We start from the raw sequence: 18029 nt of genomic DNA, 5'->3' as shown, positions 1-18029 counted from the left end.
CCACGGCGTAAGGGCAACATAGCAAGGCCGCAATGGCAAATTGCGCGAAGAAGAGGGCACGGGGCCGGGTGTAAGAATAATGCCTCCAGGCGCAACGATAATTCCTACACGAGAACCTTTGCAACGCCTCCCGTCAGTATTTCATCAACTAACGAAGGGCTTGCGCCAGCCTGTCCATAAAGCGGCAACCTTGCTCCAACTGCTCAATCGCGATCCATTCATTAGGCTGGTGAGCCTGCTCAATCGAGCCTGGGCCGCAGATGATTGTCGGGAAACCGCCTTGCTGGAATTGCCCCGCTTCAGCCGCATAAGAGACTTTTGAAGGCGGCGCATTTTCGCCAGTCAAGGCCTGCACAAAGGCAATTGCATCCTCGCTTCCTTCATCGCCAAGCGGCGGGGCATCGGCGATCTTGGTGAAGGTGACGCCAGCTTGAGGGAAGCGGGCCTTAAGCTCGCTATCAAGCGCTTTGCAGCGCGCCTTGAAGGGCCCAAGAAGCTCTTCTGCGACAAAGCCCGGCGGGCAGCGCAGGTCGAATTGAAACTCTGCGTGGCCAGCAAGGATGTTCGCCGCCTCTCCCCCTTGCATCACACCTATGGTGAGCGTGGGATGCGGCGGATCGAACCCGCAATCAGGGTCCGCATTGGCTTTAAGCTCGCGGGAAAGCTGTATGAGCGAGTGCATCAGGTCGACCGCATATTCGTTTGCGGAGATACCGTGGTTGACCAATGAGGAATGCGCCTCGGCACCGGTCACGGTGACTTTGAAGACGCTGATTCCCTTGTGGCCTGTGACCAGCCGCATGCTCGTGGGCTCGCCGACGATCGCCAGTCGGGGGCTGGCCACAGTTTTGCGCATCTCCTCAATCATGGATGGCGCACCAAGGCACCCCACTTCCTCATCATAACTGATCGCCAGATGGACCGGCTTTGCGCCCTTCACAAACTCAGGCACCCATGCAAGGGTAAGCGCAATAAAGCTCTTCATATCCGACGTGCCGCGGCCATAAAGCTTGCCGTTTTTCTCAAGCGTGACCCAAGGGTCGGTTTGCCAATCCTGGCCGTCAACCGGCACCACATCGGTGTGCCCTGACATGATAACTCCGCCTTCGGTGTCTGGTCCGATGGTTGCAAAAAGATTGGATTTGGTAGCGTCTGAATTGGCAACGCGGGTGCCTGTCACACCGTGCTGTGCAAGGTAATTCTCCACCCATTCGATAAGCTGAAGATTCGAGCCGCGCGATGTGGTGTCAAAAGCAATCAGCTGATTGAGGATTGCGCGGACGTGTGTGAAGTTGGTCATCTGTCTCACCTAGCGCAGCAAATGGAGCGGGTGAAGGGAATCGAACCCTCGTCGTCAGCTTGGGAAGCTGCTGCTCTACCATTGAGCTACACCCGCGCGTCCAGGTGGCCTGTTTCAACTATGCGATCACCTTGGTCAACTGCGCTTATTTTTGGCCGTTTCGAAAACTGTCTTATAGGGATAATTGAAACTCATCTGGAGAAACCCATGAAACCGGTTTTGCGCATTACCTTGCCCGCAGCTCTTGCCCTATCGGCAACGCTTCAAGCTTGTGCCAGCGAAAGCGATGCAGAAACTGACGATCCGCCTCAACAACCCTCTCCAACCGCTTTGAGCGAGCAAGCTGGCCTTCGTAATATGAGCGTTGCCGAGGCGAAGGGACTTATCTCTGAGACAGAAGGCCTTGTGGTTCTTGATATTCGAACCCCGGCTGAGTTTGACGCAGGCCATATCGAAGGCGCGATCAATGTCGATTTTCGCGCGCCCGATTTTGCCAGCAAACTTGCCAAGCTCGATCGGGACACACCCTATCTTCTCTACTGCCGGTCAGGCAATCGCAGCGCCAATGCGCTTGGGCTTATGAAAGAGCAAGATTTTCGCAATGTGGCTCACCTAAATGCTGGCTTCAATGGGTGGAAGGCAGAGGCTGAATGAAGGCAATCAGCCCTCCGCCGCCAATTCCTCAATCCAGGGCAGATGCTGACGCCCAATAAAAACTTGGTTCGCAAGACGGTAGCCCGGCGCATCAACCACGCCAGCGTCTTCTGCCTTTGCCTGAGCCTGAGCAAAACGCGCGCGCGTTTCGGAAAAGTCGCCCGGATGGCTCACCCCGCTCTTTGATAAAAGCTCCTGCACAACCTGCGGATGGTCCAAATCTTTATGCTGTTCCCAATAGGCGGCAAAGCACGCGTTTATGAAAGGAAGCGGATCGCCTTTGGCTTGGACCAATGCGCCAAGCGCGAGCTGCGCTGATCTTTGCCGCTGTCCGAGTTGCACGTCCATACCGCGCAGCCCCGCATATTTTTCATGGATCGCCCGGTTCGATGCCTCTCTTGCGGCATGGTGACTTTGAATCACATCTGCACTTGCCCCTTCTGAAGGTACATCGCGCTGTGTGGTCGAAAAGGCATGCCAAGTGATCTTCACCCCAGTTCGTTCAGCCATTGCAAGCGTGGGACCGAGCGCAAGGTAGGAACTTGCGGATTTAAAATCCAAATAGACTTCAAGTTCGGCCGCAGGATGATGAACCTTGGCCGCCTGTGGTGCGATTTCATAAGCAATATCGGGCGCAGGGCCGCAGCGTCCGGTCAATGCCCACCGAATATAGGGCAAGTGCTCGCGCCCATGAAGCGGTTCACCGCCAAGCACATAAGTGGGCACCCCGTAAATGCCGCTGGGATGAAGTTGGATCTGAAGCGCGTCATGAGCCTCTCGCCCTTCCCCGCTTGCATATTCGGCAAAACCCTTGGCGCTGACGCCGCATGCCTCAAGACACTTCTCAACGACCGCCGGATCTTCGATATCGAGTTCGCGGTTCCAGAACAGGGGAAATATGTGGGTGAGAAAAATCGGCAGCTCGGCGCGAGCCTTTTTCATGAACCACATCACTGCAATATTGATGAGGCTTGAATCCCAGATTTTCTCCGTCCCGCGAAGAATATGACCTTGCCGCTCAGCATAGCGCCGCGCATCCATATAGGAGTATTTGATCGCCCTCCATGTGCGCTCACTGCGCCCCTTCGATGCGACGACTTCGCCTTGGCTTTTGCGCGCGGAGCCGAGGTAGCTCGGGATATTGAGAGTAAGCGGGCGCCAGTCGAATTGAACGCCAAGTTCACGCTCCAATGCCAAAGTCGGCGCAATCGCTACGAAACCATAGGGGCTTTTGACGTCAAAATAGACGATCAAGGGCGCTTCTGATTGAAGTGGGTCCATAGCCTTCTGCCGCGTTTTCTCAGCCCAGTGCGGCTGATCGTTAATTGACGTTCTGCTGCCCGATTATAGAGATTAAGCGCCTCTATCAAACCGCCCAAACAAAGATCGCCGGTTGCACAAAAGCACGGTGGACACTCAAAGCAGCGCCGCACAGAACTGATCCTTGAGGCACATATTGAGGTAACTTTTGTGCGTCAGCAAGAGGCGCAGCAAATCAATATCGCCTAACAAAAAGACCACCTTGCACACGCGCCCCATTCGCGTCATTGCGGCCCTCAAACGACAGGAGAGACACCGTATGCGCCTTGTTGACCATTTTATCGTAGGCGATAGCCCAGCGCCAGCTCGCAAACACCAAATCTGGAACCCTTCGACCGGCGAAGTGCAGGCAGAAGTGGCTCTGGCTGGCGGAGATTTGCTGAACAAAGCGGTGGAGACAGCTAAGCGTGTGCAGCCCGAATGGGCCGCGACCAATCCGCAGAAACGCGCGCGCGTGATGTTCAAATATAAGGAGCTGGTTGAGGCCAATATGCAGGCCCTTGCCGAGCTTCTTTCAAGCGAGCACGGCAAGACCGTTCCCGACGCCATGGGCGATGTGCAGCGCGGCCTTGAAGTGATCGAATACGCTTGTGGCATCCCGCAGGTCTTGAAGGGCGAGTACACGCCGAGCGCAGGGCCCGGCATTGACGTCATCTCTATGCGCCAACCGCTTGGCATTGGCGCTGGCATCACCCCGTTTAACTTTCCCGCGATGATCCCGATGTGGATGTTCGGCATGGCATGCGCGGCGGGCAATGCCTTCATTCTGAAGCCCTCTGAGCGCGATCCGTCCGTGCCGGTGCGCTTGGCGGAACTGTTTGTTGAAGCAGGCGCGCCAGAAGGCCTTCTTCAAGTCGTTCACGGCGATAAAGAAATGGTCGATGCGATTATCGACCATCCCGATATACCAGCGATCTCCTTCGTGGGCTCATCCGATATCGCGCATTACATTTATCACCGCGGCGCAGAGAACGGCAAACGCGTGCAGGCCTTTGGCGGCGCGAAAAACCACGGCATTGTGATGCCAGACGCTGACCTCGACCAAGTGGTGAACGATCTGGCGGGCGCAGCCTTTGGTTCAGCAGGCGAGCGCTGCATGGCGCTGCCGGTTGTGGTGCCTGTGGGCAATGACACAGCGGAACGGCTCAAGGAAAAGCTGATCCCTGCGATCCACGCTTTGCGTGTTGGCACTTCGAATGATCCCGATGCGCATTACGGCCCGGTGGTCACACCCGAGCATAAGGCCCGCATCGAGCAATGGATCACCACGGCTGAAGAAGAAGGCGGCGAGATCGTTATCGACGGCCGCGGCTTTGAACTTCAGGGGCACGAAAAAGGCTTCTATGTCGGTCCCACCCTGATCGACAATGTGACGCCTGATATGTCGTCATACAAAGAGGAAATCTTCGGCCCCGTGCTGCAAATTGTGCGTGCTAAGGATTTTGAAGAGGCCGTGCGCCTGCCGTCTGAACACCAATACGGAAACGGCGTCGCCATCTTTACCCGCAACGGCCACGCCGCGCGCGAGTTTGCCAGTCGCGTGCAAGTGGGCATGGTTGGGGTGAACGTCCCAATCCCCGTGCCGGTTGCCTACCACTCCTTTGGCGGGTGGAAGCGATCAGGTTTTGGCGATATCGACCAATACGGCACGGAAGGCCTCGCTTTTTGGACTAAGAAGAAGAAGATCACCCAGCGCTGGCCCGATGGGAGCGCCGATCAAGGGAATGCGTTTGTTATTCCGACGATGGGGTAAATCATGGTAGATCGCCAACGGACTACCTCTCGCTCGCCTTTTGAAGACCAGTTTGGCTTTTGCCGTGCGGTCAGTGTCGGCAACCGGATCATCGTTGCTGGCACTGGCCCGGTGGAGCCCGATGGTTCAACCACGCCCGGAGGCGCGGCTGAGCAGGCGGATAGGTGCTGTGCGATCATCGTCGCCGCGATCGAGGAACTGGGCGGAAGCGCCAAAGACGTTGTGCGCACCCGTATGCTACTCACCGACTTTGACGATCAAGAGACCGTGGGCAAAGTGCACGCCCGCTATTTCGGCGAGACACGCCCTGCTGCGACCATGGCAGGCGTCCAATGGCTATGCCGCCGCGAATGGAAAGTGGAAATTGAGGCCGAAGCGGTGATTAGCGGCTAAGCTTCAACGGAAACGCGGTGCCGGTCACCGAGGTTAGCGTCTTCCACCCTGCAAGCTCACCTCCGCCCAATATCCAGGCCGTGTCGCCCATTCGCCAAGTGGCAAAACCATGGCGGCCTGCGCTCATCGGGGCCTCCTCGCGCCAGCCGCTTGCGGGGTCGGCGAGGTCCATCGAAACGTGCCGGGTAAACACTTCGGAAGTCGTCACATCCTCACCGCCAAAGACGTGCAAGCGTCCCTCGAAAACCGCCGCTCCGTGCCCAGCGAGAGGGAAAGGCGCATTGGGCAGGCTATCCCAGCTGTCAGAGGCGAAGTCGTATACCTCGATTACGGTTGCATGGGGCCCCAAATTATCGCTGCGCCCGCCGGTAACGTAGAGTTTGTCCTCGCTCAAAGCATAGGCATGGGAGTGGCGCGGCGTTGGCATGGGAGCGACTTCGTCCCACTCACCGCTCGCCAGATCATAGGTGCGGATTGTGCCGAGCGTGCGATCCCCCGACTGCCCGCCGATCAGCCACAATTTCCCCTCGCGGTAAAACATCGCGTGCTGGCCAAGCGGCTCTGGCAAGCGAGAAAGCTCGCGCCATTGGGGCTCTGCATTGGAAGGGTTAAAAGCGAACAGCGCGCCATCGGGGTCTTGGTTGAAGGGCAGGCTTGAGTAGCCGCCACTGGCGAAGACTTCGCCCTCGCCTGCTGCCATACCAACATGGTGCAAAGTGCGCGGCAGTTCTGGGCAATCGGAGAAGCCCCGCGTTGCGACTTCAAATGCGACACAGCTTGAAAGCGTCCTTTGAAACCCGATGCCGCCAGCGACATAGATCGTGCCTTCAAGCTCGGCTGCGTGAACCTCAGAGCGCGGCTCGGACATATCGCCAGCGCCCGTCATCAGCGATGGACCAATCAGGTAAGCGCCCGCTGGAACGACGATGATAAGGGCCGCAAGCCCCGCAATATATCGAAGAATACGCATGGCAGCACTCAAGGCCACCTTCACCGCGCCGTCAAGGCCCGCCGGTTACCCAGCCGTCTGCAAGGTCGCCGGAAACACGCCCAATGCGCACTGCACCCTCGCCATGAGCTCGTTCACATCGGCCATCGCGTCAAGCTCTTCGTTGGAGATCAGAACGCGCAAGGCAGCATCCGCCTCGTCAATCATGATAACCGGCAATGCGACTTCCTGATCGCCGCCTGTGCCGAACTTGGGAAAATCGGCTGTGAAATCATCGCGGTGGTAGAAGAGCACTTCGGCGTCGAGCTCCTGCCAGAACGCTTTCCAGTCGCCTCGCATCGACACCGCGCCATAGGTCAGCGCGCAAAGCGAGCACGGATAGGTCTGCGGGCGAACCGCTTTGTGAACCGCGTGCATAAGCGCCTCGATGAGGCCGGTGTCGGCGTTGTAGACGCAGATGAGGCGCCTAGAGTCCGTGACGCGATCGTTGGTGCGATCGGTGGGATTTGCGTATGACATAATGTTTATTACGCATAAAACCCCGGTTTGGTTACAGAAAATTTCGCGCTGCCCTTGCGGATTGTTCCCGAGATTAGCCCAGTGTTTTGAGGTCTTTTCTCATTGGCTTGGACGGTCTAACTGTGCTGCTATGACCGGACAATTTTCACTCACCGACGACCAGCTCGCGATCCAGGAAATGGCGCAGCGTTTCACAGCCGACAACATTACGCCTTTTGCAGGCGAATGGGATGAGAAGCACACCTTCCCCATTGATACGATCAAACAGAGCGCCGAGCTTGGCTTTGGCGCGATCTATGTATCGGAGGAATCGGGCGGCATCGGGCTTGGGCGGCTTGAGGCGGCGCTGATCATGGAGGCGATGGCTTATGGCTGTCCGTCCACCAGCGCTTTCATCTCAATCCACAATATGGCCGCTTGGATGATCGACCGGTTCGGTTCGCAGACGGTCAAGGACAAGTATCTGCCCGACCTGATCGGCATGGACAAAATCGCGAGCTATTGCCTGACGGAACCTTCATCGGGCTCGGATGCAGCGGCGCTTAAGACCACGGCGAAGCTGGACGGCGATCACTACGTGCTGAACGGCACCAAACAGTTTATTTCAGGCGCAGGCTCGAACGAGGTCTATGTCGCCATGGTGCGCACCGGTGAAGACGGTCCCAAGGGCATCACCTGCATGGTGATTGACAAAGACATGCCCGGCGTATCGTTCGGCGCGAATGAGAAGAAGCTGGGCTGGCACTCACAGCCCACAGCGCAATTGATCCTCGAGGATGTGCGCGTGCCGGTTGAGAACGTCGTTGGGGGGACAGGCGAAGGCTTCCGCATCGCCATGATGGGGCTTGATGGCGGGCGTTTGAACATTGGCGCGTGCTCGCTTGGCGGCGCTCAGCGGTGCTTGGACGAGGCGATCAACTACACGCGTGAACGCTCGCAATTCGGCAGAGCGGTGAGCGAGTTTCAGAACACGCAGTTCACCCTTGCCGATATGGCAACCGACCTAGAGGCCGCCCGCGCGCTCCTCTACCTCGCCGCGTGCAAAGTGACCGAGAACGCGCCTGATAAGTCTCGCTTCTCCGCTATGGCCAAGCGCCTTGCGACCGACAATGGCAGCTCCATCGTAGACCGCGCGCTGCAACTCCACGGCGGCTATGGCTATTTGCAGGACTACCCGATTGAGCGCTTCTGGCGTGATCTGCGTGTTCACTCGATCCTTGAGGGCACGAACCAGATTATGCGCATGGTTGTGGGCCGGGATTTGCTGCGGCAGTGAGGAAGTGTTGAAACCCTCAGTCGTCATCCTGAACTTGTTTCAGGATAACCCCCTGATCTTGGCACGAGAACGCTTTTGTTATCCTGAAACGAGTTCAGGATGACTGTGAGGTTAAGAGTATGACCACCGAGACCTTTGCCATGGCCACCCTTGTGGTGCCAGACTATGACAGCGGCATTGATTTCTATGCGGGCACGCTCGGCTTCACACTCATCCAAGACACCGACCTTGGCGGCGGAAAACGCTGGGTCGTTATCGAAGGGCCCGGTGCCAAAAATTCTGGGAGTGGCCGCATTCTCCTCGCGCAGGCGGCAAACGAGGCGCAAACCGCCGCAATTGGCAACCAAACCGGCGGGCGTGTGTCCTTTTTCCTCAACACCACCAATTTTACCGATACCCACGCACGTTTTGTTGCGGCAGGGGTGGCATTCTTGGATGAACCCCGGCACGAGCCTTATGCAACAGTGGCCGTGTTCGCCGATCCCTTCGGCAACAAATGGGACCTGATAGAACCAAAAGAAGTTTGAGAGAGATGACCGACCAAGTTCTGACCAGCGTGACCGGCCCGATTGGCCACATCACGCTCAACCGCCCAAAGGCGCTGCATGCGCTCACCCTTGAGATGTGCCAAGCGGTGAGCGCGGCTTTGACCGAGTGGGCACATAACGACGAAGTGCGCGCTGTCATTATCGACCATGCTGAGGGCTCCCGCGGCTTTTGTGCAGGCGGCGATATCGCTTTTTTGCGCAACTCGGCGCTCAACGATGGAGGGTTGTCCGGGCGCAAGTTCTTCCACGACGAGTATCAGCTAAACCATCAGATGTTCACTTATAGAAAGCCAGTTGTGGCCTTCATGGACGGCGTCACTATGGGCGGCGGCGTTGGTATTTCTCAGCCTGCCAAATTCCGCGTTGCAACCGAAAACACCCGCTTTGCTATGCCGGAGACCGGCATTGGCCTCTTTCCCGATGTGGGCGGCGGCTGGTTCTTGTCGCGCCTTGGCGGGCGTTTGGGTCAGTTCTTGGCCCTTACCGGAGCGCGGCTGAAAGGCGAAGAATGCCTATGGGCAGGGCTCGCCACGCATTACGTGCCAAGCGAGATGATCGAAGACCTAAAGGCGCGCATCGCAGAAAAACCCGACAGGATTGCCGGCATACTGTCTGAACCTGTGGGGACACCTCCTCCTGCACGGTTGAAGGACAATGCTCTCAAAATCGCCAAACACTTCGCCTCCGATACGCTTGAAGACATTCTCGCCAGCCTCGAGGCCGCAGCAGCGGACGGCGATGAGTGGGCCCAAAAGGAACGCGATACACTGGGCACCAAAAGCCCGCAGACATTGAAAGTGGCGCTGCGCCAGCTTGCCGCCAGCGCCGCGCTCACCGATTTTGCCGAGAATATGCGCATGGAATACCGCATTGGAGCCCGCGTCCTAACCCGGCCCGATTTTGCCGAAGGCGTGCGCGCGGTGATCGTTGACAAGACCCACGATCCCAAATGGGACCCCGCCACACCCGAAGGCGTGAGCGAAGAACTGCTCGATAGCATCTTTGCGCCTCTGCCAGAAGGCGAGGAGTGGACGCCGCTTTAATACGCAGCCGTCATCCCGGCGAAGGCCGGGATCCAGACAACGACGCCGGAGTGACGATAAAACATGACCTTTGAGACCATCACCCACGAAACCAACGCCCAAGGCAACCAAGGCGTTACGCTGATCACCCTCAACCGCCCAAAGGCATTGAATGCGCTGTCGTCGGTTGTGCTCGAAGAGCTGATCGAAGCCTTCGCCGCCTACCAAGCCGACGACACGCAGAAATGCGCGGTGTTGACGGGCGCGGGCGAGAAAGCGTTTGCAGCAGGCGCAGACATCAAAGAGATGTCGGATAAGCCAGCGGCTGATTTCTACCTCGGCGATTTCTTCTCCAAATGGACGTCGCATCTGGTGAAGACTACGCGCAAACCATGGATCGCAGCGGTTAATGGCTTTGCCCTTGGCGGCGGGTGCGAGCTTGCGATGATGGCGGACTTTATCATCGCCAGCGACAATGCGAAATTCGGCCAGCCAGAGATCAATCTGGGCGTGGCCCCCGGCATGGGCGGATCACAGCGCCTCACGCGGGCGATTGGCAAATCGAAGGCCATGGAAATGTGCCTGACAGGCCGCATGATGGGCGCAGAGGAAGCGGAACGCGCTAACCTTGTGGTGCGCGTTGTCCCTCAGGCAGATTTGCTGGCCGATGCGCTCAAGAGCGCTGCGACCATTGCATCCAAGCCGCCCATGGCCGCGATTGCGAATAAGGAAATGGTCAACGCCGCGTTTGAGATGACGCTCGACCAAGGCCTCATCATAGAACGCCGCATCTTCCAAATCCTTACCGCGAGTGAGGACAAGGCAGAAGGCATGGCCGCGTTTATCGAGAAGCGTGAGGGTAAGTGGACGGGGAGGTAAGCCTTAAGGGTGTGGGCTTACTAGCCTGTGGCCTGCTTTTCGTTTGGTTCGGTGTGGTCGGATGGCGGCACCGAAGAGAAGAGCGCATTAGCCTGATCGAGGCAGCGGCACTCGAAGCTGCGGGCGAAGATGAACCACTGCCATTCAATCGTTGGGACCGGATGATGGCTTACGTGCAACCAGTTCTGTTTCTTATTTTTGGACCATTATTGATCCTGGGTGGGGTCGCGGTCCTTTCGCTTCTGGGAGAGTGAAATGAAAATCGCATTCATCGGACTTGGCAATATGGGCGGCGGGATGGCCGCTAATCTTGTGAAAGCTGGCCACGAAGTGCGCGCTTTTGACTTGGCGCAGCCTGCTTTGGAAGCTGCGCGCGGTGCCGGGTGCACCACCTTTGATAGCGCCAAAAAGGCCTGCGAAGGCGTCGAGGCGGTTGTCTCGATGCTCCCCAATGGCGCGATCGTCAAAGGCCTCTATGAAAACGAAGTGTTCGGCCACGCGCCCGAGGGCGTAGTGCTGCTCGATTGCTCCACAATTGATGTCGCCACCGCCAAATCGGTGATCGAGACCGCCACTTCGCAAGGCTATGATATGGTCGATGCGCCTGTCTCAGGCGGGATCGCAGCGGCCAATGGCGGGACGCTCACCTTTATGGTGGGCGGAAGCGGTGAGGCTTTCGCGCGCGCTGAGCCGATCCTCGATACCATGGGCAAAGCGGTGATCCACGCAGGCGATGCAGGCGCAGGCCAGACGGCCAAGATCTGCAACAATATGCTGCTCGCTATCACCATGATCGGCACCGCAGAGGCCATGAAAATGGCGGAGAAGCTCGGCCTCGATCCGCAGAAGTTTTACGAGATCAGCTCGCAAAGTTCCGGCTACAATTGGTCATTGAACGCCTACACACCGCTACCCGGTGTCGGGGTCGAGAGCCCCGCGGATAACGCTTACGCGGGCGGCTTTGCAACGCCTTTGATGGTGAAGGACTTGCGGCTTGCGATGGAAGCGGCTGAGACATCGGATTCTGCGGTCCCAATGGGCGCGCGGGCGGCGGCGCTTTATGAGGATTTCTTGGGGGCCGGCAATGAAGCGCTCGATTTCTCGGCGATTATCAAGACCTACGTCTAAACTCGTCATTGCGAGCGAAGCGAAGCAATCCAGAGCGGACTGCCAGAAAGCTCTGGATTGCCGCGCCGCTTCGCGGCTTGCAATGACGATTGGGCTCCCCCTATCTCCGCAATCATTCCTTCAAGCCAATCGCGTGGCTCCTTGCGCCGGCCAATATCCGCCACAAACTCCTGCCCGCGCGCAACGCTTTGCAAACGTCCGCCCCGCAGCCATCGCTCGGGCCTATCGTGGTAGGAAAGCCCGCCGCGCTTAAGCCACTCTGGACGCTCCCAAAGGCTGGGCGGTCCATTTGGCACAGTGAGCCTCAAAGCCTTGCTCGCGCGGGTAGCCACGCGCCCTTCCCCGCGCCAGACCACGTCATTGGAATGATGCATGGCGAGAGCATGGGGGTGGGCAAGCTTCACAAGCTCTTGCGGCGCGCCGCCCGCCAAAGGCACCCTTTCTTCGGCTCGCAGATAAGCAAAGATGCGGTGGTGCGCTTCGCCCGTCTCTTCCTCTGCAAAGAGCCCAAAAAATAAGAAGACATCACCAATTCCCACGCCCTGCCGCTCCAAATGGGTTTGCGCCGCTCCGCATTGGCCAAAGGCGCAGGTTCCATTGGGCAGAAACATAGGATCGTGGTGGCACAGATCATCCGCGCCCAGCCTACCCCGGCTCGCCCTCGATACCAGTTCGCCCAGCCCCAGATCACCGTAAGTCGTCTTGCTTGCCGCACCCGCCGGAATAGGCAGCGTTACCGGCGCGCTATTCACGATGGGGGATGGCCCTCCACCCGAGCTGGAATCGAACCCCTTGCGTGAAAAAATGATGCGCATTGGCAACGCGGCTTAGCCATTGATGTCATTAAGTGCGACAAATTGTTCTCCCAACCTGCGTTTTAGTTGCTATGCGCTGCCACGAACGACGGGTCGCAGCCTTGCGCCCCTAGGGAAGGAAGCAAAAGCTACTCACGCTCATGCAGCGTCTTTTTACCAATATTGGCTGGCTGCTTGGTGGGCGCGGGATCAATGCCGTGCTCAGCATAGTGTACCTTGCGCTTGCGACACGGACGCTGGGCCTTGAGATGTTCGGGCATTTCGCCGCGATTGCCGCGATTGGCCTTGTCGTGACTGGCATCGCCAATTTCCAAACATGGCAGTTTATCATTCGGTGGGGCGCAAATGGCACCAATGGCGATGGGACCGCTGCAAGCGAGGCAACAGGATTTGCCATCGCGCTTGATCTCTTATCGGTTGCGATGGGCCTTATCTTTGCAGCCGGCCTGGTGTGGAGCGCTCCCTTATGGCTGCCTTTGCCAGAAGAGCTTTTGCCGCTGACCTTTGCCTATTGCGTGATCTCGCTGCTTTCGATCCGCACCACGCCTTTGGGTCTGTTAAGGCTGCGATTTAAGTACGCAACAGCGACAATCGCCGAAGCGGTTCAGCCGGTGGTTAGGACTTTAGGGGCAGTCGCAGCATGGGTGTACATGCCTACCGTGACCGGTTTCATCCTCGCCTATGCGGCCTCAGAATTTGCGGTTTCGGTTGCCTTATGGTTTGCAGCAGCGCGCAATGAACGCATCGACCTCAGCGCTATCAGCCTGACGCGTATTCCTGCACGCCACAAGGACGCATGGCGTTTTGTTTGGTCGACCAATATGTCGGGGAGCCTCAACATCGCAGGCAAGCAGATCACGCTGCTGCTTGTCGGCGCATTTGGCGGAGCGGCACTGCTGGGCGGTTTCCGGGTCGCTAGCCAATTGGGTCAGGCGCTTGTTGCCCTTGCCCAAGCGATCTCGAAAGCGATCCTTCCCGAGCTTGTGCATGCCAAACAGGATGCGCTCGTCATTGCACGGCGGATGGCGAACGTGGCGCTGATCGGCGGGGTGCTAGCAGTTTTGGTGGCGGTTGTATTCGGACGGCTGGGCCTTGATTTGATCGCGGGCGCGGAGTTTAGAGGACGCGGGTTTTACTGGGCTCTGGTCATCCTTTCGATTGCCGGCGCGGTTGAGTTGGTGGGGGCGAGCCTCGAATCGCTGCTGGTCTCGGCAGGACGAGCGGGCACTGCATTCTTAGTGCGCGCCGTGCCGACGCTTTTAGGGTTTGGGCTCTTGAACCTGGCGATTGGCTGGAACGGCGCTTTGGGCGCGGCTTTCACCGTACTGGGAGCGAGCGCGCTTGCGGTGATTGGGTTCTATGTGGCGATTTTGAACCTTGCCGAAATCCGGATTGAGGTTGAGCCTGAGAAGGCGCCGGATTAGGCTGGGCAGGGAGAACTAAAGAGCTCCAAGTATTCGGCAAAAGGGTTGAGATCCATTTCCGCCCTCAGTTCATCAAGTCGTTCAGGTTCCTCGAGTGGCCGTGCAATTCTCTCGCCGTTTTCACATATGACCTGTGTGCCAAACCGCTGTTCCCCACTCAATTTGAGCATGATGCGATCATAGAGAAATGCAAAATTACGCTTGGAGACCTCGCCTTCAGCAACAAGCGGCTCCATCAGTTTCAGCGCGCGATATTGGAAGGCAGGGTCCATATCAGCATGCTGAACGAGCAGCCAAGCAGCGTTAGCCCCGCGCTCTCCGACTTGCGAGATTGTTGGCCAACCTTGCTTGGTAACCAGCGCTTTGAGCCACTCGGTATTTTGGTGGTCGACGCGCAGGGTTTCAGAGTTGATCAGCGCTAGAAAAACTGTGCGTTCGGGCTCGGTCAATTGCGGCAAGTTGGGATCACTAACCTGCTGCCACCCCCAGCGAAAAGCGTGCCTGAGCATCTGCTCACGCAAGGTACGATGATGGAGGACGCTTCCCAGATCATCCTCGGAGTTTGGCTCGGTGCGTTTCTCGGCGCGGGCAATAGTTTCGATCAAAGTGTTGAGCACCAGCCGTGCTCCGCGCGCGGCGTTTTCCAGCTCCCTGGGATTGATAAAATCTTCGAATTGTTCGCGGCGTATCACCTGCCCACAGATATTGGCCATTGCGCGGATCTGTTCGCCATGAAGCGAAAGTCCCAGCTCCGCTAGCTCGCTGGTAAGACGCGCCTTGCCTTCAGCCTCGCATTGGTCGAGCCATTTATACATCTCCATCACAGCGGCTTGGTAATCTGGCGGGCTTTCGGCGAAAGCACCCTCCAAATACTCGAAATTGCCATGCTCGAACCGATCTCCCTTGATCCGCTCGGCGATGATCGGCGGCGGTTCGGGGTAGTCAGTTTCCCGCTGGGCCGGCGTAGCTTCTGCAGGAACTGGGCTGGCAAGAACTGGTAGCGCAAACGCTGCCAAAGCTACCCCAATGACTGCAAGCGAGACGATCCTCATGCGTAAACCTCGTCCATCACGCGGTCAGTCTTCCGCTTCCCACTTGAGCTTCGGCTTACGCGCCGCAGCCGTCTCATCAAGCCTTCTGCGAGGCGCATAGTATGGCGCTTGCTTGAGGGTCTCATCACCCGCCACCGCGCGCTCTGCCAGTGAGCGGAAGGATGTGATGAACTGGTCAATCGACGCCTTGCTCTCAGTCTCGGTTGGCTCAACCAGCATGGCGCCGTGGACCACCAGCGGGAAGTACACCGTCATCGGGTGGAAGCCTTCGTCGATCATGCCTTTGGCTAAGTCGAGCGTGGTAAGGCCGCCCCCAAAATCCTTATCGCCAAACAGCGCCTCGTGCATGCAAGGACCGCTGTCTGCGAAAGGTGCGTGGAGCACGTCTTCGAGGCTGCGCAGGATGTAGTTCGCATTGAGCACCGCGTCTTCGGCGACCTGTTTCAGGCCGTCAGCGCCGTGGCTGAGCATATAGGTGAGCGCCCGCGTAAACATGCCCATTTGCCCATGGAATGCGGTCATGCGGCCAAAATTGGAAAGCTCCCTGCCAAAGTGTTCGCGTGCGAACTCATCCGCTTTCTCTTCTTCGATGAGGTGCACCACGCCGTCTTTCGTGCGCGCTGTGTAGGGCAGCGGCATGAATGGCGCGAGCGCTTCGGAAAGGACCACGGGGCCAGAGCCCGGACCGCCTCCGCCGTGCGGGGTGGAGAAGGTTTTGTGCAAATTGATATGCATCGCATCAACGCCAAGATCGCCAGGGCGCACTTTGCCAACGATGGCGTTGAAGTTGGCCCCGTCGCAATAGACGAAACCGCCCGCAGCATGGACCGCATCGCTGATTTCGCGCAGGTCAGGTTCGAAAAGGCCGCAGGTGTTCGGGTTGGTGATCATCACCGCTGCGACATCGGGGCCAAGGCGCGCTTTTAGCGCCTCCAAATCCACCCGGCCCGCAGGGGTCGCTGGAATATTTTCGACCCGGTAATTGGCAAAGGCAGCCGTCGCAGGGTTGGTGCCGTGCGCGCTTTCGGGGACCAGCACGACTTCGCGTGCATCACCTCGTGCTTCGAGAGCAGCGCGGATGCACAGGATACCGCAGAGCTCGCCATGCGCGCCCGCTTTGGGGCTCATCGCGACCGAGTTCATACCGGTGAGGTCGATAAGCCAGTGAGCAAGCTCATTCACAACTTCGAGCGCGCCTTGGACGGTGGAAACCGGTTGCAATGGGTGCACATCGGCAAAGCCGGGCAGACGCGCCATCTTCTCGTTCAGACGCGGGTTGTGCTTCATCGTGCAGGAACCCAGCGGGAAGAAGCCAAGATCAATGCCGTAGTTTTGACGGCTGAGGCGCGTGTAATGGCGCACGGTTTCAGGCTCGGTCAGGCCGACGAGGCCAATGGGTTCCTCGCGGGTCAGACCGCCAAGGCGGGTGGTGGCGGATGGGTCAACCGGAGGCAAATCGACGCCAGTGGTCTCTGCCTTGCCGATTTCAAACAGCAGCGGTTCTTCGAGCATCAGAGCGCGGTTGCCCGTTGTGGTGACGCTTTCGCCGCTGCTGTCTGCAACTTCCATGTGGGGCTTCCATCCTGATTTGTTGGGAGCGTTCATTGTCCGGCCTCCTTGACGATGGCTTCAAGCTCGGTGGCGAGCGTCTCGATGTCGTCTTCGGTCGTCGTTTCAGTGACGGCCACAAGCAGCGCCTGTTTCAGCCGTTCAACCCCCGGATAAAGCCGTCCAAGCGACACCCCGCCCAGCACATCGCGATCCGCAAGTTCGCGCACGACTTCGCGCGCTGGCTTTCCATCGAGCATGATCGTGAACTCATTAAAGAATGCGTTGTTAAGGAGGGTCACGCCCGGCACCTTTGCCAAACGGTCCGCTGCGATGCAGGCAAGGCGGTGATTTTCCGCCGCCAGCTCGCGCAGACCTTTCTCACCCAGCAGCGTCATGTGAACGCTGAATGCGAGCGCACACAGCCCTGAGTTGGTGCAGATGTTAGACGTCGCCTTCTCGCGTCGGATATGCTGTTCGCGCGTCGAAAGCGTCAGGACAAAGCCGCGCTTTCCTTCCGCATCCACAGTCTCTCCGCAAAGGCGTCCAGGCATCTGGCGCACATGCTTGGGATTGCGAACCGCGAAGAGGCCCAAATACGGCCCGCCAAATTGCAGGCCAACGCCGATCGACTGGCCCTCACCCACGACAATATCCGCGCCCATTTCGCCGGGTGATTTGATCGCACCTAAAGCGACTGGCTCGGTGTTCACCACCACCAGCAAAGCACCCTTTGCGTGGGCTGCTTCGGCCACGGCGGAGAGGTCGCTAATCCGCCCGAGGATATCGGGATATTGCACCACAACGCAGGCCGTCTCTTCGTCTATACGCGAGGTAAGGCCTTCCAAATCGGGCTCTGCCTGAATAGCGGGCGCGCTGTCCGCGATCACATCGCCGGTGAACTGCGCCATGGTTTTGACGACTTGCGAATAATGCGGGTGAAGCGCGCCGGAGAGCACCGCACGGTTTTTCTTTGTCACACGCGTCGCCATGGCGACTGCTTCCCAGCACGCGGTCGAACCATCGTAAAGCGAAGCATTGGCGACCGCACAGCCGTAAAGGTTTGCCACTTGCGTTTGAAATTCAAACAGCATTTGCAGCGTGCCTTGCGCAATCTCAGGTTGATACGGTGTGTAGGCGGTCAGGAATTCCCCGCGCTGGATCACCGTGTCGACCGATGCTGGAACGTGGTGGCGGTAGGCTCCGGCACCTAAGAAAAACGGCACATCCCCCGCTACCGTATTCTTGCCCGCAAGGCGTTTCATATGGCGCTCAACCGCCATTTCGCTTGCATGCATAGGCAGATCGCGAATGGGGCCATCAAGCCGCGCCACTTCGGGCACATCGACGAACAGATCGTCGATGTTATCCGCGCCAATCTTGGCGAGCATATCGCCGCGGTCGGTATCAGTTAGGGGGAGGTAACGCATGGGGTTTTCCTGACGGGAG

Annotated in this window: 17 protein-coding genes and 1 tRNA gene; 9 read left to right on the top strand and 9 right to left on the bottom strand. The window is 58.2% G+C overall.

From position 1 onward, the window contains the following. Window positions 1-148: 148 nt before the first annotated feature. Both argE and AC0V60_RS00610 read right to left on the bottom strand, forming a co-directional pair. Window positions 149-1300, bottom strand: coding sequence for an acetylornithine deacetylase (gene argE, locus AC0V60_RS00615; RefSeq protein ID WP_486176627.1), 1152 nt, complete (start codon window positions 1298-1300; stop codon window positions 149-151). 22 nt (window positions 1301-1322) lie between these two features. Further along, window positions 1323-1396, bottom strand: a tRNA-Gly gene (locus tag AC0V60_RS00610). Between the two features lie 111 nt (window positions 1397-1507). Here AC0V60_RS00610 and AC0V60_RS00605 point away from each other — a divergent pair. Beyond that, the gene (locus tag AC0V60_RS00605) at window positions 1508-1954 is read left to right on the top strand and encodes a rhodanese-like domain-containing protein (RefSeq protein WP_486176626.1); all 447 of its coding nucleotides are present in this window, start codon (window positions 1508-1510) and stop codon (window positions 1952-1954) included. A gap of 6 nt (window positions 1955-1960) precedes the next feature. Here the strand turns inward: AC0V60_RS00605 and AC0V60_RS00600 are convergent, their stop codons facing one another. Beyond that, window positions 1961-3235: a DsbA family protein gene (locus tag AC0V60_RS00600; protein ID WP_486176625.1), complete on the bottom strand. Its 1275-nt coding sequence runs from the start codon at window positions 3233-3235 to the stop codon at window positions 1961-1963. A 298-nt stretch (window positions 3236-3533) separates the two neighbouring features. Here AC0V60_RS00600 and AC0V60_RS00595 point away from each other — a divergent pair, with 298 nt between their 5' ends. Together AC0V60_RS00595 and AC0V60_RS00590 are read left to right on the top strand one after the other, a co-directional pair. Further along, window positions 3534-5027: a CoA-acylating methylmalonate-semialdehyde dehydrogenase gene (locus tag AC0V60_RS00595; RefSeq protein WP_486176624.1), complete on the top strand. Its 1494-nt coding sequence runs from the start codon at window positions 3534-3536 to the stop codon at window positions 5025-5027. Window positions 5028-5030: 3 nt separating this feature from the next. Then, window positions 5031-5420, top strand: coding sequence for a RidA family protein (locus tag AC0V60_RS00590; RefSeq protein ID WP_486176623.1), 390 nt, complete (start codon window positions 5031-5033; stop codon window positions 5418-5420). Here AC0V60_RS00590 and AC0V60_RS00585 read toward each other — a convergent pair. Both AC0V60_RS00585 and AC0V60_RS00580 read right to left on the bottom strand, forming a co-directional pair. Then, window positions 5410-6390, bottom strand: coding sequence for a Kelch repeat-containing protein (locus tag AC0V60_RS00585; RefSeq protein WP_486176622.1), 981 nt, complete (start codon window positions 6388-6390; stop codon window positions 5410-5412). The two genes, AC0V60_RS00590 and AC0V60_RS00585, sit on opposite strands and share 11 nt — an antisense overlap. Before the next feature lie 45 nt (window positions 6391-6435). Further along, window positions 6436-6888, bottom strand: coding sequence for a hypothetical protein (locus AC0V60_RS00580; protein ID WP_486176621.1), 453 nt, complete (start codon window positions 6886-6888; stop codon window positions 6436-6438). Window positions 6889-7018: 130 nt separating this feature from the next. Here AC0V60_RS00580 and AC0V60_RS00575 point away from each other — a divergent pair, with 130 nt between their 5' ends. From AC0V60_RS00575 to mmsB, 5 genes are all read left to right on the top strand, one after another. Beyond that, the gene (locus AC0V60_RS00575) at window positions 7019-8164 is read left to right on the top strand and encodes an acyl-CoA dehydrogenase family protein (RefSeq protein ID WP_486176620.1); all 1146 of its coding nucleotides are present in this window, start codon (window positions 7019-7021) and stop codon (window positions 8162-8164) included. Window positions 8165-8283: 119 nt separating this feature from the next. Beyond that, complete coding sequence (locus AC0V60_RS00570; protein ID WP_486176619.1) at window positions 8284-8691, top strand: VOC family protein; 408 nt, start codon at window positions 8284-8286, stop codon at window positions 8689-8691. A gap of 5 nt (window positions 8692-8696) precedes the next feature. Then, window positions 8697-9755, top strand: coding sequence for an enoyl-CoA hydratase/isomerase family protein (locus tag AC0V60_RS00565; protein ID WP_486176618.1), 1059 nt, complete (start codon window positions 8697-8699; stop codon window positions 9753-9755). Between the two features lie 63 nt (window positions 9756-9818). Then, a complete protein-coding gene (locus tag AC0V60_RS00560) occupies window positions 9819-10613 on the top strand; it encodes an enoyl-CoA hydratase-related protein (RefSeq protein WP_486176617.1) in 795 nt (264 codons plus the stop codon). 255 nt (window positions 10614-10868) lie between these two features. Continuing rightward, window positions 10869-11741, top strand: coding sequence for a 3-hydroxyisobutyrate dehydrogenase (gene mmsB, locus AC0V60_RS00555; protein ID WP_486176616.1), 873 nt, complete (start codon window positions 10869-10871; stop codon window positions 11739-11741). Window positions 11742-11746: 5 nt separating this feature from the next. On the opposite strand, the gene AC0V60_RS00550 is transcribed toward mmsB, so the two are convergent. Further along, window positions 11747-12556: an Nmad3 family putative nucleotide modification protein gene (locus AC0V60_RS00550; protein ID WP_486176615.1), complete on the bottom strand. Its 810-nt coding sequence runs from the start codon at window positions 12554-12556 to the stop codon at window positions 11747-11749. Window positions 12557-12696: 140 nt separating this feature from the next. Between AC0V60_RS00550 and AC0V60_RS00545 the strand changes: the two genes are divergently transcribed. Beyond that, window positions 12697-13980 (top strand): lipopolysaccharide biosynthesis protein, encoded by a 1284-nt coding sequence (locus AC0V60_RS00545; protein ID WP_486176614.1) that lies wholly within the window; start codon window positions 12697-12699, stop codon window positions 13978-13980. On the opposite strand, the gene AC0V60_RS00540 is transcribed toward AC0V60_RS00545, so the two are convergent. From AC0V60_RS00540 to gcvPA, 3 genes are read right to left on the bottom strand one after another with little or no spacing between them, the layout of a single operon-like run. Beyond that, window positions 13977-15032, bottom strand: coding sequence for a DUF6624 domain-containing protein (locus AC0V60_RS00540; RefSeq protein ID WP_486176613.1), 1056 nt, complete (start codon window positions 15030-15032; stop codon window positions 13977-13979). The genes AC0V60_RS00545 and AC0V60_RS00540 overlap by 4 nt on opposite strands. 24 nt (window positions 15033-15056) lie before the next feature. Next, the gene (gene gcvPB, locus AC0V60_RS00535; protein WP_486176612.1) at window positions 15057-16637 is read right to left on the bottom strand and encodes an aminomethyl-transferring glycine dehydrogenase subunit GcvPB; all 1581 of its coding nucleotides are present in this window, start codon (window positions 16635-16637) and stop codon (window positions 15057-15059) included. Continuing rightward, window positions 16634-18010, bottom strand: a complete 1377-nt coding sequence (gcvPA, locus tag AC0V60_RS00530) for an aminomethyl-transferring glycine dehydrogenase subunit GcvPA (protein WP_486176611.1) — start codon at window positions 18008-18010, stop codon at window positions 16634-16636. The genes gcvPB and gcvPA overlap by 4 nt, the downstream gene beginning before the upstream one ends. Between the last annotated feature and the right edge of the window lie 19 nt (window positions 18011-18029).

It is taken from the genome of Erythrobacter sp. S259 (assembly GCF_057364965.1).
The sequence above is the reverse complement of the archived record's forward strand: the minus strand, read 5'-3'. Positions and strand labels throughout refer to the sequence as shown.